The organism is Marinilactibacillus kalidii, assembly GCF_017599325.1.
GTDB classification, from domain to species: Bacteria; Bacillota; Bacilli; order Lactobacillales; family Carnobacteriaceae_A; genus Marinilactibacillus; species Marinilactibacillus kalidii.
The window spans coordinates 41,723-61,910 of sequence record NZ_JAGFVM010000026.1; the positions used below are offsets into that span (position 1 = coordinate 41,723).

A 20,188-nucleotide genomic window follows, 5' to 3' on the forward strand; every position below is an offset into this window, starting at 1 on the left:
GATGCGTTCGAAATTCTATCTAGTTTTTAAAACTTTCAAACGCATCCTTCAAATCGTTTAGAAATCGAAAAAAAAAGAGACTGAGACTTTCGTTCTAGCTTCTTTCGAATAAACTTGAAGTACTATCTGGGCGTACTTCGCCGATTTCTAGGTGATGCCGTTGAATTTTTTCTTTCTATAACGAAAAATTTGTATCACATTTTATACGCTACGGCTATCGTTTTGAGGATTTCTTTTTTTAGCGTTTGCGCTGCGAATGCGTGATGCATGGCAGTTTGTGTAATCATACCCATTTCTTGTTCAGTCAATTGACAGTGCTTTACACATTGCAAAAACTCATCAGTCAATGTTGTATTCGATACTGTACGGTTGTCTGTGTTAATACTGATCGCAAGTCCTTGGTCTATAAACCGGCGCAATGGATAAACCGACCAATCCTTTACCGCGCGCGTCTGAATATTGCTGCTTGGGCAGAGTTCCAGTAAGACATTGCGCGCTTTGACCTCTTTCATTACATCCAGATCGTTTTCAATCGCCACCCCATGTCCGATTCGTTTCGCACCAAAATGCATCGCCGTTACGACATTATGTGCACAGCCACATTCTCCAGAATGCATCGTAATCTGAAAGCCTTTATTTTTTGCGCTCGTTACTGCTTTTTGAACAGATTCATTCGGATACTGTTCCTCATCACCTGCGACATCAATTCCCACAACATGGTCTGCTTGCAGATCGAAGACATCTTGGTAAAGTTGCGTATTCTTTTCTTCAGTATCGTAGCGCATGGCACAAACCAGTATGTTCACATAAATCGGATAGTCTTGCATGGCTTTAATGACGCCTTGGCTGACTGCATTAATCACTTGCTTTGCAGTCAGTCCTTTTTGCTGATGCAGTAAAGGTGCAAAACGAAGTTCAAGGTACTGTACATTCTCTTCTGCAGCTGCTTCAACTACTGCATAAGTGGCACTTGTCAGACTCTCTTTCGTCTGTAAAACAGATAAAATCACATCAAAACAATCTAAGTAATCCTTTAGATTTTCACAATCTGCTGGTGCAATCGCCTGATCCATGATACTTTCTTCTATTCCATGTTCTCTAGCTAATGTTTTTAAGAATTTCATCGGGACAGATCCGTCCAGATGGCAGTGTAGTTCTACTTTAGGTAACTGATGTATGCGTGCTCTGTCCATCTCTTCCTCCTGATTGATTCATTTAGCGTCGCCGCTAGCCGTATAATTGTTTAATGATTATCATACCAGAACCAACAACCGATTAACAGATATTTTACGTCTTAATCGCTATCAGTGTTCGTACCTAAAACTCTATCAATCACTGATCATTTAATTTACGATGATATTTGACCAGAGAAACGAACAAAAAAACCGACTCCCAGTTATTGCGGAGTCGGTCTTTTATTTAAAGGAACAAGGTCGTAATCAGCGCGATAATAGCTGGTCCGCCTTGTGTCAGGATGATTTTCTTACTGCTCGTCACACTGCCATATAAGGCTACTAGAATGATATAAATCAGTAACAATCTCGTGATTTCAAGAGAAGCTGTTGCGAAGAAGGTGCTGTACAGCAAGCCAACTCCAATCAATCCGTTGTAGATTCCTTGATTTTTGAATAAAACCTTTGTCGATTTGCGCTCTAATTCGTCTTTATTCATATTGAATACGCGACTCGTTGTATCAGAAGTCGTCGCGATTGTTTCAAGGTACATAATATAAAAAAATTCCAGTGCTACGATTAGCGTGAAAATCATCGATACGATTGCCATCTTATTCGCCTAATTCAGAAACGCGTAAAACAGGTGCTTTAGCACTGAAGTCTGCTACGTTGTTGAATAGTTTTTGTAATAATGGGCTTTGGTTATGAACTTCGATAGCGTCTTGGTTTTCCCAAACTTCTACCATGATAAAGGTATTTCTTTCTTCGATTGATTCATATAGATTATATTCTACACAACCTGCTTCTTTTCTTGTTTCTGCGATCAATTCGTTGATGTCTGATAAAAAGATCTCGCGTTTTTCTTCTTTAATAAAAAACTGTGCATTAATTAATTTCATAGGTTATTGTCCTCTCTTATTTAAACGTTGTGAATTCTTTTGCATCCAATCGAATGGAGTTATAGCCTTCTTCTACAGCTTTACCAACCGATAAAATCATAACGGGTACGTAGCGGTCTTTGTCTAAACCAAAGGCTTCTGCTAGTTGATCCGCTTCAAATCCACCAATTGGGTTTGTGTCGTAACCATAACTACGTGCAACTAACATGAATTGCATCGCTGCTAAACTTGAGTCGATCTTAATGACATCGTTCATTTCTTGTCTTGTGAAGTTTTTGTAGTAAGGAATGATCGCCGCTAGTTGATCATCTCTTGTTTGTTGCGTCATTTTGCCTTCTGCAACAGCTTGATCATAGATTTCTTCACCGTATTCGTAACATTCCATATCTCCAAAGATAAGAAGCATTGCGGATGATGTATCGTTTTGTCTTGTATTGAAACGAATCAATGGTTTCAGTTTTGCTTTTTCTTCATCGCTCTCAACGACAACAAAACGCCATGGCTGCATATTCACAGATGAAGGTGCAATCGTTGATTTTTGGATCATTTCAAGCATCTCTTCTTTTGGAATTTTTACATTTTCATCGTAAACACGGATAGATTTTCTGTTATAAGCTATATCTGCAAAATCGTTATTCATTGTCATGCTAAACCCTCTTCTTGTTTAATTAATTTTTGAAGCAATTTGGCTAATCGTTCTTCTTCTTCTTTACTAAGCGCGCTATATAAAGGGTGCTGCGATTCAGAATGTTCTTTTTCGCATCTCTCAAGACCCTCTCTCGCTTTCTCAGTAATCTCTACAAAGACCTCACGGTTGTTCTCCTTGTTTCTTTCTCGAATGACATTGCCTTGTTCTTCCAGAATCTTCAACTGTCTTGTAACAGCTGCACTGTCAATACAAAGCTCGGACTGAATCTTTGTCTGTGAGCACTTGCCAGTCTCTTTCAAGAACATCATCAATTTATACCTCGTCAAACTGAACCCTGTTTCTCTCTCAAACTTGGATGTCAGCTCCTGATTCGCTATCTTTAGTTGATAAAGTAACCTGCTAAACCCTCTTAAGCTCACTAATGTCCTCCTTTTCTCTCATCATTGACGCGTCAACGATTGACTAGTCAAGTATAATATAACTCTTAATAAAAGTAAATAGTTGTGCGCAATTTATTTAACGGAAATTTTTTTCTTTATTCAGTTACTTGCTTATGATTATTTAACGATTCACTTAAATAGTTTGCATGAAAGCTATCTCAAACAAAAATTTCTAATTATTTTTAGGTTAACCTTAATTATTCTTTCGCTTATGCTTAATTAGGAGTAAGCTAGGTATGATCAAAACAAAGAGGTGCTTTTATATGAACCCGAAAACGAAGGACACTAAAAAACATTCTAAGCTACATGCCACTCATAGTCTTTCCTTAGAAGAAGTAAATGGTACTGTTTCTGTTCCTAAAGGAAAAGGGTTTTGGCGTACCTTACTCGCTTACTCTGGACCTGGTGCGCTTGTCGCTGTCGGTTATATGGATCCTGGTAACTGGTCCACTTCTATTACGGGAGGTCAAAATTTCCAATATCGATTGATGTCTGTCATTTTGATGTCGAGTTTAATTGCCATGCTGTTACAGTATATGGCAGCTAAACTGGGCATCGTTACACAGATGGATTTGGCTCAAGCGATTCGTGCGCGCACGAGCAAGAAACTAGGGATTATTTTATGGATTCTAACAGAGCTCGCTATCATGGCAACAGATATTGCCGAGGTGATCGGTGCCGCCATTGCACTCTATTTATTATTCAATATTCCCTTAGGGATTGCTGTTTTTATCACGGTCTTCGATGTCCTACTCCTTTTATTGTTAACTAAAGTTGGTTTCAGGAAAATAGAAGCACTGGTCGTTAGTCTGATTTTTGTAATCTTATTTGTATTTGTCTATCAGGTTGCATTGTCCAATCCCTCTTGGGCTGCACTGTTAAAAGGATTTGTGCCAACTACACAGACATTTGTGACTACGCCTTCTATTGGCGGGCAGACCCCTCTATCCGGTTCGCTAGGGATCATCGGTGCGACGGTTATGCCACATAACTTGTATCTTCACTCGGCGGTATCTCAGACACGCAAAATCAATCACGAGGATACTGCCGATGTTGCGGAAGCTGTCCGCTTTTCTACATGGGATTCAAATATTCAGTTGACGCTTGCCTTTTTTGTAAATGCTTTGTTATTAGTTATGGGTGTTGCAATGTTTAAAACGGGTGCTGTTAAGGACCCATCATTTTTTGGTCTTTATCAAGCTTTATCGGATCCTTCCACCCTCAGTAACGAATTCCTTATCACTATCGCAAAATCTGGCTTATTGTCAACCTTATTTGCCGTCGCCTTACTTGCATCGGGACAAAATTCTACGATCACCGGAACACTGACCGGTCAAGTGATCATGGAAGGCTTTATTCACTTAAAAATGCCCATTTGGTTAAGACGTCTAGTCACCCGTCTCTTATCTGTCTTACCTGTACTGATTTGCGTATGGATAACCAGTGGACAAGGTACACTTAATGAACATGAAGCACTGAATACATTGATGAACAATTCTCAGGTTTTTCTAGCCTTTGCTTTGCCCTTCTCTATCATTCCTTTGCTTATGATAACGGACAGTCAGGCAGAGATGGGGGTGCAGTTTAAAAATACATGGATCGTCAGAATCTTCGGCTGGTTATCTGTTATTGCCTTAACGGGTCTTGATTTAGTCGGTCTGCCTGCTCAAGTAGAATCGCTTTTAGGGGTTACTAGCGCTGGTTTCGAAAAGACAATGGCTGACTTAGCGGCTTATATCATCATTCTACTGGTCCTCGCTCTACTCACTTGGACCATCATCGAGCTATACAAAGGGAACAAGCGACTGATTGCTAATCAAGCTGCCCTTTAAATAGCATGATCAAAAAAGCTGATGAAAGACGAGGAACCGTCTTGCATCAGCTTTAATTTTTTTATTTACTTAGCTTCTTAATCCGCGACCCTTTTCGATCAAATACCAGCATGTTCCATATAATACAACAATAAATCCAATAAGAATGCCTAACGATAATAGTAAGGGTACGTCAATAATACCTAAGAAACCATAACGGAATCCGGAAATCATATAAACGATTGGATTAACTTTAGAAACATTTTGCCAGAAAGCAGGTAATTCAGAAATAGAATAGAATACCCCTCCAAGATAGGTCAACGGCTGTAAGACAAATGTCGGTACAATCGATACATCATCAAAGGATTGTGCGAAAATACCATTTAGCAAGCCTGCTAGTGAAAACAAAATCGATGTCATCAATAAAGTGACTACAATGATACTCCAAGAGAAGACTTGTAAGGGAACGAAGAATAGCGAGATAACAGTGACCAATATCCCTACTAACACACTTCTTCCTAATCCACCCACAACAAACCCCCAAACAATCACATGGGTCGGAACGGGCGCAATCAATAGTTCTTCAATATTTTTTTGGAACTTTTGCGAGAAAAATGAAGAAGATACATTAGCATAAGAGCTGGTAATGACAGACATCATAATTAGACCGGGTACGATAAACTCCATATAAGAGAAGCCTTCCATCTCTCCGATTCGTCCACCAATCAAGTTACCGAAAATAACGAAGTAAAGTGATGTCGTGATAACAGGTGGTACAAGCGTCTGAATCCAGATGCGTAGATAACGATGTGTTTCTTTTACTGAAAGGCTTTTTAGTGCTGTGAAATAAAGATTAAACATTGGTTTCCTCCACTTGATGTTTTTCTTCCGTGATTTTCAAGAATAGTTCTTCGAGTCGATTAGACTTATTGCGCATTGAAAGAACTTTGACACCTTGTCTCGATAGTTGTTCAAATAGATCATTCACACCTTGATTTCGCTCAACTTCTACCGCTAGTGTGTGTTCATCTTCAAAATAACTTTGATAGCCGGTGATTTCCGGTTGTTTATCTGAATAATCTAAGTCAAAAATAAATGTTTCAAACTGTAGTTTAGCCAGAAGTGCTTTCATACTCGTATTTTCGATCAATGAGCCTGATTGAATAATACCGATATTGCGGCATAGCATTTCTGCTTCCTCCAAATAGTGGGTCGTTAAGATGATCGTGGTTCCCTGTTCATTCAGTTCTCTCAAGAATGTCCACATTTCACGTCTCAACTCAATATCGACACCTGCTGTTGGTTCATCCAGAATCAATAGACGTGGCTCATGCATTAAGGCACGCGCAATCATCAATCTACGCTTCATACCCCCAGAAAGCATACGAGCACGTACATCTTTTTTCTCCCATAAATCTGATTGCTTCAAGTATTTTTCGCTACGTTTCAATGCTTCTTGACGAGAAACACCATAGTAGCCTGCTTGATTAACAACGATCTGCTGAACGGTCTCAAAAGGGTTGAAGTTGAATTCTTGTGGAACGAGCCCAATCTGTTGCTTGGCACGAACGAGGTCTGAGTCGATATCATGACCGAAAACACTCACTTTACCCGCAGTCTTATTGACTAGTGATGTAATAATACCGATCGTAGTCGATTTACCGGCACCGTTTGGGCCTAGTAATGCGTAGAAATCGCCTTCTTCTACTGTTAAATCGATCCCACGCAAGGCTTTAACGTCGCTTCCATAGACTTTTTTCAAGTCTTTTATTTCTAGTGCGTATGTCATTTACTCATGATCTCCTTATAGATGTGATTTCCCTATTTTATCATGTTTTACTTACAATAAATAAAAAAAAGGTATTTTCTCATTTTTAGTAAGTTAATTTTACCCATTATCACATGCGTTTTCTACTTTTTTACAGACTTCCTTCAAAATAGAACCGTTTTATTTGATGTTCATAATCGATCAAAGAAAAGAAGATCTTTCAGAATCGAAAGATCTTCTATCGTAGTTATAGCTGTCCTTTCTCTTTAATGAATGGCTGTTTCACTGACTTGGCGGTGATTACCCAATAATAGATGCATGATTTGTTTTAATGAGTAGAATAGCGGTACAACAGCCAGCATCAAAGGAACATAGACGAGTGCTAAGTGCCACTGGAATAAACTCACTAGGGAAAAGACTTTTCCAAAAAAGAGAAACAAAATTATGAAACACCCTAGAAGTGTCCCAATCATCAACAGAATCTTCCAATTACTTGGTTTAGAGATATGATAAAGGACAACGAAACACACGATGCCTGTCATCCAAACAGTTATAGTCGAGGTTTCTTCGTAAGTCCAGTTCATCCGAGTGCCAAAAAATAAAATCGTTAACGTAAATAAGACGACACTCAGTCCGCTTGCCAGAGCGGGCTCCAGTATATTCTGGAAAAATCGGCCTTTGATGGGCTCAACATTTGGTCTTAAAGCTAAAAAGAAGGATGGAATCCCCACTATTAATGTACTGATGGGGCTCAACTGAATCGGCTGAAATGGATACGGTGAGCTGATAAAGATAAAGAGTGCCGCTAGTAAAATTGAATAAACAGTTTTGGTTAAATACAGTGACGCCACTCTTTGAATATTGTTGACAACTTTTCGCCCTTCTAGCACGACGCCAACCATGGAATCAAAGTTAGAATCAAGTAGCACAAAATCAGCGATACCCTTAGTCGCATCACTTCCATTGGCCATCACGATACTACAATCCGCCTTTTTGAGTGCTAGAATATCGTTTACGCCATCTCCGGTCATCCCAACCGTTCGACCATTTGCTTGAAAAGCTTCAACCAATGCACGCTTCTGTTCTGGACTGACACGTCCAAATATCCGATGTTCTCTAGTGAGAGAGGGATAATCGATTGGCTCTTCGAGCTGGCTCATATCCACCAATTTATCACTATCTTCTACACCCGCTCGTTTCGCGATATGAGCGACTGTTTGTGGATGATCGCCTGAAATGATACAAATTTCAACAGCTTGTTCTTTAAAATACTGTAGCGTTTGTGGTGCATTCTCACGAATTTCGTCTTCTAAAACGATGATCCCCTCTAGTTTCAGCGCTACAGGTAAGTCTTGCCCTACGAGCTGTGCTTTACTCGTGGCGATGGCTAAAACCCTTAGTCCTTCTTTCGTTGCAAGGTGTAAATTTTCTGTGAGTTCTGGTGTGAATGCGTCAAATAAATATTCTGGTGCCCCCATCACGATGGTACCTTTCTGTTCATATTCCACAGCACTCCATTTGCGAACAGATGAAAAAGGAATCGTCTTCGCCATGATCCATGAGTCTTTAGCTTTCGGAAAAGCATCCATCAGTGCCAATCCAGTAGCATTGTCTTCGTTTAAGTCATGTGCAAAGCGACCAACCATCTCTTCAAAGGTTCTTTCTGACCATCCACCAGTAATATTCGTCTGTAAGACTTTCAGTTCCCCACTTGTTAACGTACCGGTTTTATCCAGACATAAAATATCAACCCGTGCCAACGTTTCTATTGATCCCATTGTTTTGACAAGTACCTTTTTTCTTGATAAGCGAATCACACCGACAGCCAACGCTACCGTCGTTAATAAGATCAGCCCTTCTGGAATCATACCGATCATCGCTGCAGTCGAACCAAGAATCGCTTGGTTTACAGACATGTCACTCAGTAAACTAGACATAAAAAGAGCTGTTCCAATCGGAATAATCCCAAATGTAAGAATACGGATCACTTTCTTCATCGTTTGTAGCAGTTCACTATAGATACTCTTTTCACCTTTTGCTTCAAGCGTCAGCTTAGAACTATAGCTTTCTTTTCCGACTTTCGTTGCTTCTAATAAGGCTTGACCACTAACGACGAAACTACCTGAATAAACGGCATCCCCTGCTTGTTTTAGTATAGGATCAACTTCTCCTGTGAGTTGCGATTCGTCGCACTCTATACCAGTCGTTTGTATCACGGTACCGTCTACCACGATTTGTTGACCACGCTTGATGACGAGTAAATCATTCTTAACGATTTCTTCTTGTAAAATTTCTTCCTGCTGACCATTTCTAATGACTGTTGCTTTTGCTTGATTCAACAGGGTCAATTCATCAATGTTTTTCTTGGCACGTAATTCTTGAAAGACCCCTACTGCTGTATTGACAAGAATCACGCCTAGAAACAGTAAATTTTTGTAACTACCGGTATAAATAACAAATCCCGCAATAATAATATTGATCAAGTTAAACAAGGTTAGACTATTTTCTAAAAAAATCTGTCTAAAGCTTCTGGTCATAGGCGGTAAAGCTTCGTTACTTTCGCCTCGGACTTTTCGCGTTTCTACTTCAGCGTAACTCAATCCAGGGTAATTCGACTTTTTTGTCATCCAATCTTCTCCTTATGTACATCAAGCTTGTACAAATACGCTATCTTTTATAGCATACGCCGTTCTTTTCTATTTGACCTCGGACTAAAGCCCTAGTTTTTTAAGTATCTTCATCATACCGATTATCCTTATCTTTTGTACAAAAAAACGACCCTTCTATGACTAAAAGGGTCGTTCTTTTTACTTTTATTGATTTTTATACCATTGCTCTTTTTGATAAGCCATTTCCCAGAAAGCTAATTCCATTTCACTACTGATGACAAAGGCTTCAATCATCTGCGTTTGCTCATCTGGCTGACTTGCTGCATACAGTTCGTCCAGTAGCGCTCGCTCCTGTTGAATATGTTCTTGCGCTTCAACCCCTGCATACGTTTCAATCCAACGTTGATAAATGGGGACAGGCGACTGTTTAGTGATCAGTGTGTCTCCCAATTCTTGATACAACCAAGCACAAGGCAGCATGCTCGCAGCTGCACTGTTGATCGTCCCTTCAATGAGTTGTCGGTACATATGAGAAACATAGTGATACGCTGTTGGCGCAATCGGTGTATGCTCGATTTCTTCATCCGTGATTCCTAATTCAGAAAAAAAGTCTTCTCGAATGGCGATTTCACCTAATGCCAAGTTTTTAGCATTTTCCATCAATAATGCTTTTAATTCTGGATGCGTTGTACTTTTAGCAATCAATGCATAGAGTTCATTGAAATGTTTCAGGTAATAATGGTCTTGAATCAGGTAATAGCGGAAAATGTCTTTATCCAGTGTCCCTGCTTGTAATTCCTTAATAAATGGGTGGTTAAAACTACCTTCCCATGATGCTAAAGCTGCTTGTTTTGCCATTGTTGTAAAAGACATAAAAACCTCCATTGAGCTATTTTTAGTTATGTGATGCAACGATTTCTTCTGTTAATGCTCTTAAGCGTTGTGCTTTTTGAGCAACATCTTCTGTCAGCATCAATTCTGAGACAACAGAAATACCCGCAATACCGGTGTGACGTAAAGAATCGATATTCGCTTCTTTTAGTCCACCAATTGCTACGACGGGAATATCAACAGCCGATACAATCTTCTTCAAGGTTTCAATCGATGTTGGCTGTGGATCGTCTTTCGTCTTTGTCAGATAGATTGCACCGACACCAAGGTAATCGGCGCCCGCTTCTTCAGCTTCTTTCGCTCGGTCGACATCTTTTGCAGAAACACCGAGTAATTTATCTTTCCCAATCAGGTTACGTACGACCGTTATCGGTAATTCATCATCACCGATATGAACGCCTGCTGCATCAACCGCTAAGCAAATATCGACTCGGTCGTTGATAATTAAAGGAACGTCAAAGCGATCCGTTAGCTCTTTTACTTTTTGAGCTAGTCTGTAAAAGTCGTGTGTGGATGCTTCTTTTTCACGCAGTTGAACAAGTGTTACGCCATTTTCACAAGCGATTTTGATGACGTTCAAAAAACTTTCGTCATCAAAATCATATCTTCCGGTTACTAAATAAAGTGTCAGTTCTTTCATTGTTCTCGTCCTTTCACGGATTCAACCCAGTTTTCTGCCATCAGTAAAGATAAGTGGTTCAATGTTTGAAAACGAAACTCAGCTAATCCTTCGCTTTTTATTTTAGCTTTTTCTCCACAAAGGTTAAAGTAGCTGACCGCGCCGATTACGGCGTCAAATGGTTCTTGTCCGTCTCCGAGGAGTGCTGCGATCAAGGCGCCGACAATATCTCCCGTTCCCGTGAATCGATCAAGTTCCTCTACACCATTAGAAAGTAGCGCAACGCGTTCACCCGAGACGACCACATCTTTTGGTCCGGTCGCTAGAAACACCGTGTTGGAATAATCTTTACTGATTTCTTTTAATGCGTCGATCAATTCATTCAAACTAGCTTCTTTTTGATCCAATGTATCGCCGTCTACACCGCGTCCGCGACTCGCCAGTTGACAGAATTTTCTTAGTTCTGATGTATTACCTTTCACGACTGTTGGCTGGTTCTCAACGATCGAGAGACTGACTTGGTTACGAATATCACTGACACCGTACCCTACCAAATCAACGACGCTTGGTTTCGAGACTACTCTTGCGTACCGGCTTGCTTCTATCATACTTTCTTGACGTTTTTCCGATAGATGCCCTAGATTGATGAGTAGCGCATCCGTTTGTTTGAATAGTTGCTCAAATTCTCTTGTATCGTCTGCCATGATGGGTTTTGCGCCAATATACAACAAAGCATTGGCCATGGACTCGCAAGTGATTTCATTAGTAATACACTGAACAAGCGGTGCCTGTTTCAGTGGAAAAAGTGTTTTCAGTGCATCATTTTGTTCCATAAAGCATTCCTCCATTAAACAATTTCTGCCATCTTTTGAAAATCGATGTTTCTTTTAATTTGACAAGCACCATAAAGGCGATTACTGAGCCAATCAGTGTTGCGCCAACAAATCTCGGTGTATAAATAAACCAATAGAAATTTTGCTGGCTTCCGGTAAACCAGACCATCACAGGATATGACAGGAGTGAACCGATAATGCCGGTTCCAATAATTTCTCCGGCCATCGACCAATACATATTACCGCCTAGCTTATAAAGCATGCCTGCAAAAAATGCGCCAAATACCGCGCCTGTTAAAGCCAATGGCGGAATGCCAAACAACAACATCCGGATCAAGCCACATATGAGCGCCATCATGGTACCATATAAGGGGCCCAACAGTACCCCAGCAATAATATTCATGACACTAGACATCGGTGCCATCCCTTCGATTCGCATCAATGGTGATAAAACAACATCCAATGCGATCATCAATGACAATAACATTAGCTTGTGGATTCGATTTTTCTCCACGTAAAAAAACCCCTTCCTGCGAAAAGCAAAAGGAGTGTGGTCTAAGACAAACGGAATCATGCCATTCGTATAAAACGATTGCATCATGTCCGTTTACAACTACATTTCCCTGCGCCAGTCCTAACTGTATCAGGTTCAATGGGTATAATCTCAGCCAAATAGCACCCCAAATGTTCTTTTCAATTGATTAGAGTATAGCATATTTTCTTTGATGGTTCTATGCAGGTTTTCAATAAAACATCTAGTGATCGATGCTCACGAAATGGCCTGAATCGCTTTTTAGAGAATCTGTTGTATACTATGTACGAAAGAAGATTGATTGAATGAATAAATCTTGTACGAGGCGGTGGAGACATGCAAATAGATCAACATGAACTGATTAACACCATCTACAACCTGATCCTCAATCCAGCCACACGTGATTGGGAGCGTAAACTTCTCTCAGAGACAAAGAACCGATTGGAAGATGGCAGTCGTCTGGAGAACCATTTATCGAAAATTGAATCTGATTTGCGCCCTTTGGCTTTAAGAGGTAATCTCACGCCTGATGTGATGGATTTTTATAATCTGATCACAGGCAATCAAACCGTTGAGACGACATTTGATATGGATGATCATACTGTTATTGACCAAGCACATCAAGAAGTGGCTATTTTCGCCGGTGGTTGCTTCTGGTGTATGGTAGAACCCTTCGAAACACACGATGGCATTCTATCTGTTCTATCCGGCTATACTGGTGGAACGGTTGCTAGCCCAACTTATGACCAAGTCAGCGGCGATTATACAGGACATGTGGAAGCTGTGGAAATTATTTTTGATACCCGCAGCATTCAATATGCTGATCTTGTAGAACTTTACTGGCAGCTGACAGATCCTACTGATGCACATGGCCAGTTTGCAGATCGCGGTGAACGTTATCGTCCTGTTATTTTTTATGGCAACGAGCATCAACGGAAAATCGCAGAAGTCTCTAAACAACAGCTCATTGATTCCAAAAAATATACGAAACCAGTCGTAACTGCTATTGAGCCAGCCAGCATCTTTTGGCCAGCAGAAAATTATCACCAGCAATTTTATAAAAAAAATCGTAAACGCTATAAAAAGCTAGAACAATCGCGTCGACAGTTTTTATTTTTTCAGCGGTTGCTTGGAAAGGTCCGCTCTAGATTCAAGTAAGACTAATCGAGAAGCTGTTTAAGGCTTTTTTATGCCCACGGCTTATTACTCAGCAAACATTTGACTGTCCTTTCATCATCAAAACTACCTTGATGGTGACGTGTTTAAATGAAAACAGTTGAATACTTCCTTTTAATCATCCACTAACTACTCCGATCATTACTTGATTGAACAGAAAAACTTCAGTTAAGTAACTTAAAAGTAAAACCCACCAAATCGAGGATATTGATCCTTGTTTGGTGGATTTTCTTCAAGTCGTTTTGGCTTCTCAGTTGTTTATGTTTCAACCACAATACTTATGATTTATAACACTAGTTTATCTATTCATTTAATAAAAACAAAGAACCCTCGGGCGTCGCTTCCATCCCTTCAATCACTCTATTTCTGAACAGGACACGTACTCTATGGAGATTTTCTACCTGAACGTCGTAACAATCTTTTTCTGGGGTGATGGTTACTTTCCCAATATAGTTTCCGCTACTATCGTTTACGATTGCTTCAACTCTTTCTGTAACCTCAAAAGCATGCACGGTCAAATCACTAGAATAATCATATTCAGCCATTGTGTTCGTATTTCCTTCAATGATCAAGCTATTTGGGCGCACCATCAGCGGTAAATTGAAATAGTCGTAGGTCTTTTCATGCCACTGTCCACCTTGAAGTGTCGTATTATCCAAATAATTGGTCCAAGTCCCTTCTGGAAGATAGAACTTTACTTTACCTTTATCATTGAAGATGGGTGCCACCATAAGATTCTTACCAAACATATATTGTTTGTCTATCGTATGGGTTGTGTAATCTTTTGAAAATTCTAATATAAGCGGGCGCATCATGGGGACACCCGTTTTGGCAGTCTCTACAGCCTCCGAATAGATATAAGGCATCAACGAGTTCTTTAATTTTGAGAATTTCTGACTCACTAAGGCTGCTTCTTCCCCAAAATTCCAAGGTACACGGTATTCAATATTCCCGTGATAGCGACTATGCGTGGAAAGAAGTCCGAACTGTGTCCAACGTTTATACAGATCTTGTTCTGCTTTTTCTTCGAATCCACCAATATCATGGCTCCAAAACCCAAATCCTGATAATACAAAAGAAAGTCCGCCCCTTAAAGACTCAGCCATAGAAGCATATTCTGATAGATTATCTCCACCCCAATGTACAGGAAATTTCTGCGAACCTACTGAAGCAGAACGCGCAAAAACGACTGCCTGTCCCTCTCCTTTCAATTCTTCTAGCAATTCAAAGACAACTTCATTGTATAAGTAGGCGTAGTAATTGTGCATTTTCTCAGGATCAGCGCCGTTATCATAAAGAACATCCGTTGGGATTCGTTCTCCAAAATCGGTTTTGAACGAATCTACGCCTAAATCGATCAATCCTTTGAGCTGTTGCTTATACCACTCTCTTGCTTCAGGGTTCGTGAAGTCGATTATGCCCTGACCAGCTTGCCACAGATCCCATTGCCACACATCATGATCTTTCGATTTGATAAAATAGCCTTTTTCTTTGCATTCTTTAAAAACTTTCGCTTTCTGTCCAATGTAGGGATTGATCCACATGCATACTTTTAATCCTTTTTTGTGAATCCGCTCAATGAGTTTTCCTGGATCGGGGAATAACGCCTTATTCCATTCAAAACCGCACCACTCAAATTCTTTCATCCAAAAACAATCAAAGTGAAACACATCAAAAGGAATGTCTCGTTTTTGCATTTCTTCAATAAAATGCATGACCGTTTCTTCACTATAATCGGTTGTAAAGGAAGTGGATAACCAGAGTCCAAATGACCAAGCAGGCGGTAGCGCCGGTTTTCCAGTCAAATCAGTATATTTTTTCAGTATGCTTTTCAAATCTGGTCCGTAGATAATAAAATATTCGAGCGTCTCTCCCTCTACACTGAACTGTGACCGTGATACATTTTCAGAACCAATCTCGAACGATACTTTTTCTGGATGATTGACAAACACACCATATCCTTTGTTCGTTAAGTAAAAAGGAATATTTTTATAGGATTGCTCACTGCCTGTCCCGCCATCTTCATTCCAACTATCAATAGACTGACCATTTTTTATAAAAGGGGTAAAGCGCTCGCCAGTTCCATATACATACTCATAAGGATCTAGAGAAAGCTGCTCTCTCATATAGTGCTTTCCATCATCAGATTTGATTTCTGCTTGGGCTTTGTGCGCTGAGGATGTCAGTAATTGACCATCTCCATAAAAATCGATTTTAAACGCCCCTGTCTTAGGAACGATTGCTTCCAATGCGCCTGTTTTAAACTGATAATGATCGTCAGACGTTGTGTCAATGGTGATCTGATGCGCTGTCTCAGAAATCGAGAAGCTGGGTTGAAGAAGCGGTTTATCGTGATGCGTCAATCTGACTTTGATAATATCTTCTTGGGGAGATTCGAACCGTAAAGTCGTTAACCCCAGATTCAATGTGTCTCCACGTCTTTCAATTTTTTTGTACGGTAAAAATAACTCTAGCCCCTTATCATCACACCTGAAATCTCTTGTTTCTTGAGGATGATTCAAGTTAAAGCCTTCTTTAACCAACCAATAGCCTTCGGTAAATTTCATTCACTTTCCTCCTACTTGACTGCTCCATCTGATATGCCTTTTACAACGTGTTTTTGAAGTACGATAAACAATAGGATGATTGGAAGAATAACCATAACTAATGCCGCTAGAGCCAGATGCCACTGCTTATTGAATTCTCCAAAAAAGTAGAACATCTTCAGCGGAATGGTGTACATTCCTTCTCTATTGACACTTAGCGATGGTAATAAGTAATCATTCCAGAACCATAACGAATTTAAGACAACCACTGTAACCGTAGTTGGTTTTAAAAGTGGCAGGATGATTTTCCAGTAAATCTGAAATGTACTCGCACCATCGATCACAGCTGCTTCGTCTAACGACTTCGGTATCCCTCTTAGTGCACCAAAGTACAGAAAAGTAGACATACTTGTCGCTAAACCTAGATACATGATCATTAATCCCGGTCGGTTTAGCATACTGATTTTACCGAATAATGAAATGAGTGGAATCATGATGCCTTGAAACGGAATCAATAAGCCGATCGCAATAATGAAATAAAGGATCGAACTCATTTTACTGGTGTTTCTTGATAGCGCATAGGCAGCCATTGAAGAAACAAACACAATCAGCACTAGTGACCCTACTGTTATCAATAAAGAATTGGCTGCACTTCTAATAAAATCTAATCGTTCAAAGGCTGTCGTATAATTTTCGACATTGAGTCCTGACGGCAAAGTTAATGTGTTTTGAAATATTTCTGCTTTTGTTTTCAAGGAATTGATGATAATCAAGAAAAATGGATAGCACCATACCAATGATACTGCTATACCGATAAGAATCATGATCGCTTTATTTCTACTTCGCTGCTTTTTTATGGCAGAACCTTTGAACTTTTTTTTACTCGTTTGTTCTTTATTTCTATTCATCATGCACTGATCTCCTTTTTACGCGTTACCGAGATTTGAATGACTGAAATGATCACAATGATGACCAGAAAAATGACTGCTTTCGATTGGGCAAATCCCATATTTCTCATGGAGAAAGCTTCATTATAAATATTCATCGCTGTCATTTGTGTCGAATTAAATGGTCCACCTTGTGTTAAAGCCAAGTTTTGATCATATAATTTGAATGCATTTGATAATGTGAGAAATAAAGTCACAGTAAATGCTGGCATCAGCATTGGCAATTTGATTCTAATAAAAATTTGCATCGGTGAGGCGCCATCCATATCGGCTGCTTCTAATATTTCTTCTGGTATATTGTTTAAAAATGAAATATAGATCAACATCATGTACCCACTCATCTGCCAGACGAATAAAATGACAAGACCCCAAAAGCCCGTTTCAGGAGTATCCAACCATCCTTTGAAGAAATCAATATTGGTTAGATTCCCTATACTTTCAAACGCTTTATTGAATATGAATTGCCAAATAAAACCAAGTACGATTCCGCCGATAAGATTCGGCATAAAAAACACTGTACGAAATAAGGTATTCCATTTTCCTAACTTCTGCGTAACCAGTGTTGCAAGTCCTAGCGCACTTACATTGATCAATAGGACACTTAGAAAAGAGAAACTAGCGGTAAATATCAAACTGTCTATAAACCCTTCATCTTTAAAGGCACGGATGTAATTATCAAATTGAATAAATTCACCGACTGTATTCCCGTTCCAATCGGTCAGGGAATAGTACATTCCTGTTGTTAATGGAATGAATAATACGACTACCAACGCAGCTATTGCTGGTGTTAGTAAGATCCAAAATGATTTCGAGCGATTGGTTAACATTCAAAGTCCTCCTAGAATCTGTCCTTTATAGGCAGGAAAAAAACTTCCTGCCTATCCGTTCTATTTTCTCTCATCATTCCATGTATCGATCAATGTAGATGTGAACTCATCCCAGGATATTTGACCAGCTGCATATGCTTGTAAATTGACACCAAAGGTATTTTGTCCATACCCATCCGGATAGGAATTATGAACCCAAGGAACTGTGTTCCCATCATTTAAATAGGTATAGATCTCATTTGACAAAGGATCTGTTATGTCGTCACTTGAGAAATTCGTATATGCCGGAATAAATTCAAAATCATTTATGATTGAGGTCATCGCTTCTGGATCTGTGTACATCCAATTTAAAAATTCGATAGAAGCATCGATGACTTCTTGATCTTTATCTTTATTCACTCCCCAGTACCAAGCAGGTCCAGCAACGATCTTACCTTCTGTATCATCTTCTACAAACATAGGCACAATTGATAATTTGTCTTCAGCAAACGTTTCATCTAAACTATTCAAAGTCGGCACGATCCAGTTTCCTTGATGGATGATCGCAACTTTTTCGCTCGCAAAGAGTTCTTCTACGGAAGTACTGTAATCCATCGCTTCTAACGGTCTAGCGTTATATTCCACTGCCATGTCAGCATATTCTTTCATTCTATCAGCATAAGTAAGCTCTAAAGTTTCTCCCTCATAAGCTTCTTTCAAGCTATTATTAAATTCTGGTGCAAAAAAATTCGAACTGAATTGACTCGATACCCATGTTTCTCCACCACTAAAACCGAATACACCATCTAACCCTAACTCCGCTTTTTGTTCGTCTAATGTTTGGACCGCTGCTTCAAAGTCAGCAAAAGACTGGATAGACGCGACATCGATACCCGCCTTCTCAAAAATCTCCGTATTGACTAACCAACCATAGCCTTCGATATTCATAGGTACACCCAAGACTGTTCCGTTTAAAGTCGCACCTTCTAGTGTACCTTCAATTGCATTTTCTGCTATTTCGATTCCGCCAACATCATACAGTTTATGTTCCCATGTTTGCGCGTCAGCTAATCCACCAAGCATAAAAATATCCGGTTCATCTCCTGACGAAAACTTCGATTGCAATGCCGCTGTCGCATCCGTTCCGCCCCCAACGGTCGTCATATTAACTTGAATATCTTCATGTGTTTCTTCGAAGGTTTCTACGAGCGCATCCATTTGTTCTGCTGTTTCCGTCTTGATATTGAACACTTCTAACGTAACACTGTCCTCATCAGAGGAACTTGAATCTGAACTGCCACATCCAACGAGTGTCGGTAAAACCGTAAGCGCAAGAATAGAAAACATTGACTTTTGTTTCATTGATAATCTCCTCCTGATTAATATAGCTTACGTTGATTATATTGATACACGCGGTATCATGTAATCGTTATCTTAGTAAAATAACCTTGCTATATTGATATTTCACGAATAACTTAAAAGGAGGAATATACATGTCTCAAAATCTTTTTACGCCGAATCCAAGTGAAAAAGATATCGACAGTTCATTACACGAACTTGCTGAGCATGGTCAGAGTCTATTTCCAGTTGCTGTACATTTTACAAATCATGATAAATATAGAAATAATATGATCCATACACATTGGCATAGAGAAATGGAGATTCTATATATATCCCGAGGGAAAATGATTGTCGAAATCGAGGGAAAGTCTTACATTGGAAATACAGGAGATATTTTATTTATTCCGCCGAATCAACTGCATGGGGCAATCTCTTACAAGCACTCTGCTTGTGCCTTCTTTGCTATCGTCTTCGACTCATTTTTTATTAAAAGCCACTTTTCAGACCTCATTCAACAGTCTTACATCGATTCATTATTAGCATTCCCTTCAAAATATATTCTTCATGCTTCTCACAACTTACCGAATATCGAAACGCTCAGAGAGCTCGTCGGTAAGATCATCGATGAATTCGTAGTAAAAGAGCCATTTTTTGAATTATCCTTGAAAGCAAATCTATTATTATTTATAAAAAATTTGTATCTCAATAAAGATCATTTACATCGTCACGATCATTACGCTGATAGTAAAGATGAAGTTGATTCATATAAGTGCAAAAAAATCGTTCTCTATATTGAAGAACACTATCAAACCAAGATTACTTTAGAAGAAATCAGTACCCACATCGGTTTTAGCAAAGAGCATTTTTGTCGATTTTTCAAAAAATATTTTAGAATGACCTTTGTGAACTATCTCAATCGGATGAGAATCAAAAAAGCTGAATATCTACTATTGAATACTCATTTAAAAATTATTGATATCTCTTTGGAAACAGGCTTTGAAGATTCAAATTATTTTACGAGTCTTTTTAAAAAAGAAACGAAAATGACCCCTTCTAACTATAGAAAAAATCCAAGTAATGTTACTTTGCTTTGAATAAAAATAAAGCAAAAAAAAGAACCTCAACGAGTGAGGTTCATTCATGTAACGT

19 protein-coding genes and 1 riboswitch are annotated in these 20,188 nt (G+C 39.4%); of the genes, 3 read left to right on the forward strand and 16 right to left on the reverse strand.

Translation table 11 applies throughout. From position 1 onward, the window contains the following. Nucleotides 1-194: 194 nt before the first annotated feature. The 5 genes from add to J5J05_RS05865 form a co-directional block, all read right to left on the reverse strand. On the reverse strand, nucleotides 195-1,193 hold the full coding sequence (gene add / locus J5J05_RS05845) for an adenosine deaminase (RefSeq protein ID WP_208559735.1): 999 nt from the start codon (nucleotides 1,191-1,193) through the stop codon (nucleotides 195-197). 226 nt (nucleotides 1,194-1,419) lie between these two features. After that, nucleotides 1,420-1,782 carry a DUF1304 domain-containing protein gene (locus J5J05_RS05850; protein WP_208559736.1) on the reverse strand — a complete coding sequence of 121 codons (363 nt, stop codon included), beginning with the start codon at nucleotides 1,780-1,782 and terminating at the stop codon, nucleotides 1,420-1,422. A gap of 1 nt (nucleotide 1,783) precedes the next feature. Next, nucleotides 1,784-2,071, reverse strand: a complete 288-nt coding sequence (locus J5J05_RS05855) for a putative quinol monooxygenase (protein WP_208559737.1) — start codon at nucleotides 2,069-2,071, stop codon at nucleotides 1,784-1,786. A 16-nt stretch (nucleotides 2,072-2,087) separates the two neighbouring features. After that, entirely contained in the window at nucleotides 2,088-2,717 is a 630-nt protein-coding gene (locus tag J5J05_RS05860; protein ID WP_208559738.1) for a nitroreductase family protein, read from the reverse strand. Beyond that, nucleotides 2,714-3,139, reverse strand: coding sequence for a MarR family winged helix-turn-helix transcriptional regulator (locus J5J05_RS05865; protein WP_208559739.1), 426 nt, complete (start codon nucleotides 3,137-3,139; stop codon nucleotides 2,714-2,716). Before J5J05_RS05865 ends, J5J05_RS05860 begins: the two co-directional genes overlap by 4 nt. A gap of 284 nt (nucleotides 3,140-3,423) precedes the next feature. Between J5J05_RS05865 and J5J05_RS05870 the strand changes: the two genes are divergently transcribed. Next, entirely contained in the window at nucleotides 3,424-4,992 is a 1,569-nt protein-coding gene (locus J5J05_RS05870) for an Nramp family divalent metal transporter (protein ID WP_208559740.1), read from the forward strand. Between the two features lie 69 nt (nucleotides 4,993-5,061). Here J5J05_RS05870 and J5J05_RS05875 read toward each other — a convergent pair whose 3' ends face one another. The 7 genes from J5J05_RS05875 to thiW form a co-directional block, all read right to left on the reverse strand. After that, entirely contained in the window at nucleotides 5,062-5,832 is a 771-nt protein-coding gene (locus J5J05_RS05875) for an ABC transporter permease (RefSeq protein WP_208559741.1), read from the reverse strand. Next, the gene (locus J5J05_RS05880; protein WP_208559742.1) at nucleotides 5,825-6,760 is read right to left on the reverse strand and encodes an ABC transporter ATP-binding protein; all 936 of its coding nucleotides are present in this window, start codon (nucleotides 6,758-6,760) and stop codon (nucleotides 5,825-5,827) included. The genes J5J05_RS05875 and J5J05_RS05880 overlap by 8 nt, the downstream gene beginning before the upstream one ends. A 245-nt stretch (nucleotides 6,761-7,005) precedes the next feature. Next, nucleotides 7,006-9,366: an HAD-IC family P-type ATPase gene (locus tag J5J05_RS05885; RefSeq protein ID WP_208559743.1), complete on the reverse strand. Its 2,361-nt coding sequence runs from the start codon at nucleotides 9,364-9,366 to the stop codon at nucleotides 7,006-7,008. A 186-nt stretch (nucleotides 9,367-9,552) separates the two neighbouring features. Then, nucleotides 9,553-10,221 carry a thiaminase II gene (tenA, locus tag J5J05_RS05890; protein WP_208559744.1) on the reverse strand — a complete coding sequence of 223 codons (669 nt, stop codon included), beginning with the start codon at nucleotides 10,219-10,221 and terminating at the stop codon, nucleotides 9,553-9,555. A 22-nt stretch (nucleotides 10,222-10,243) separates the two neighbouring features. Then, complete coding sequence (gene thiE, locus J5J05_RS05895) at nucleotides 10,244-10,879, reverse strand: thiamine phosphate synthase (protein ID WP_208559745.1); 636 nt, start codon at nucleotides 10,877-10,879, stop codon at nucleotides 10,244-10,246. Beyond that, a complete protein-coding gene (gene thiM, locus J5J05_RS05900; protein ID WP_208559746.1) occupies nucleotides 10,876-11,691 on the reverse strand; it encodes a hydroxyethylthiazole kinase in 816 nt (271 codons plus the stop codon). The genes thiE and thiM overlap by 4 nt, the downstream gene beginning before the upstream one ends. Next, complete coding sequence (gene thiW, locus J5J05_RS05905) at nucleotides 11,678-12,178, reverse strand: energy coupling factor transporter S component ThiW (protein ID WP_208559844.1); 501 nt, start codon at nucleotides 12,176-12,178, stop codon at nucleotides 11,678-11,680. Before thiW ends, thiM begins: the two co-directional genes overlap by 14 nt. 116 nt (nucleotides 12,179-12,294) lie before the next feature. Beyond that, a riboswitch (TPP riboswitch) is annotated at nucleotides 12,295-12,384 on the reverse strand. 181 nt (nucleotides 12,385-12,565) lie between these two features. Between thiW and msrA the strand changes: the two genes are divergently transcribed. Continuing rightward, the gene (gene msrA, locus J5J05_RS05910; protein ID WP_208559845.1) at nucleotides 12,566-13,381 is read left to right on the forward strand and encodes a peptide-methionine (S)-S-oxide reductase MsrA; all 816 of its coding nucleotides are present in this window, start codon (nucleotides 12,566-12,568) and stop codon (nucleotides 13,379-13,381) included. A gap of 320 nt (nucleotides 13,382-13,701) precedes the next feature. Here msrA and yicI read toward each other — a convergent pair whose 3' ends face one another. The 4 genes from yicI to J5J05_RS05930 form a co-directional block, all read right to left on the reverse strand. Beyond that, a complete protein-coding gene (gene yicI / locus J5J05_RS05915) occupies nucleotides 13,702-15,966 on the reverse strand; it encodes an alpha-xylosidase (RefSeq protein ID WP_208559747.1) in 2,265 nt (754 codons plus the stop codon). 11 nt (nucleotides 15,967-15,977) lie between these two features. After that, the gene (locus tag J5J05_RS05920; protein WP_244244637.1) at nucleotides 15,978-16,769 is read right to left on the reverse strand and encodes a carbohydrate ABC transporter permease; all 792 of its coding nucleotides are present in this window, start codon (nucleotides 16,767-16,769) and stop codon (nucleotides 15,978-15,980) included. An 83-nt stretch (nucleotides 16,770-16,852) separates the two neighbouring features. Then, nucleotides 16,853-17,719, reverse strand: coding sequence for a carbohydrate ABC transporter permease (locus J5J05_RS05925; protein WP_208559748.1), 867 nt, complete (start codon nucleotides 17,717-17,719; stop codon nucleotides 16,853-16,855). A gap of 60 nt (nucleotides 17,720-17,779) precedes the next feature. Further along, entirely contained in the window at nucleotides 17,780-19,060 is a 1,281-nt protein-coding gene (locus tag J5J05_RS05930) for an ABC transporter substrate-binding protein (RefSeq protein WP_208559749.1), read from the reverse strand. A 131-nt stretch (nucleotides 19,061-19,191) separates the two neighbouring features. Between J5J05_RS05930 and J5J05_RS05935 the strand changes: the two genes are divergently transcribed. Next, nucleotides 19,192-20,133: an AraC family transcriptional regulator gene (locus tag J5J05_RS05935; RefSeq protein ID WP_208559750.1), complete on the forward strand. Its 942-nt coding sequence runs from the start codon at nucleotides 19,192-19,194 to the stop codon at nucleotides 20,131-20,133. The last annotated feature ends 55 nt before the right edge of the window (nucleotides 20,134-20,188 follow it).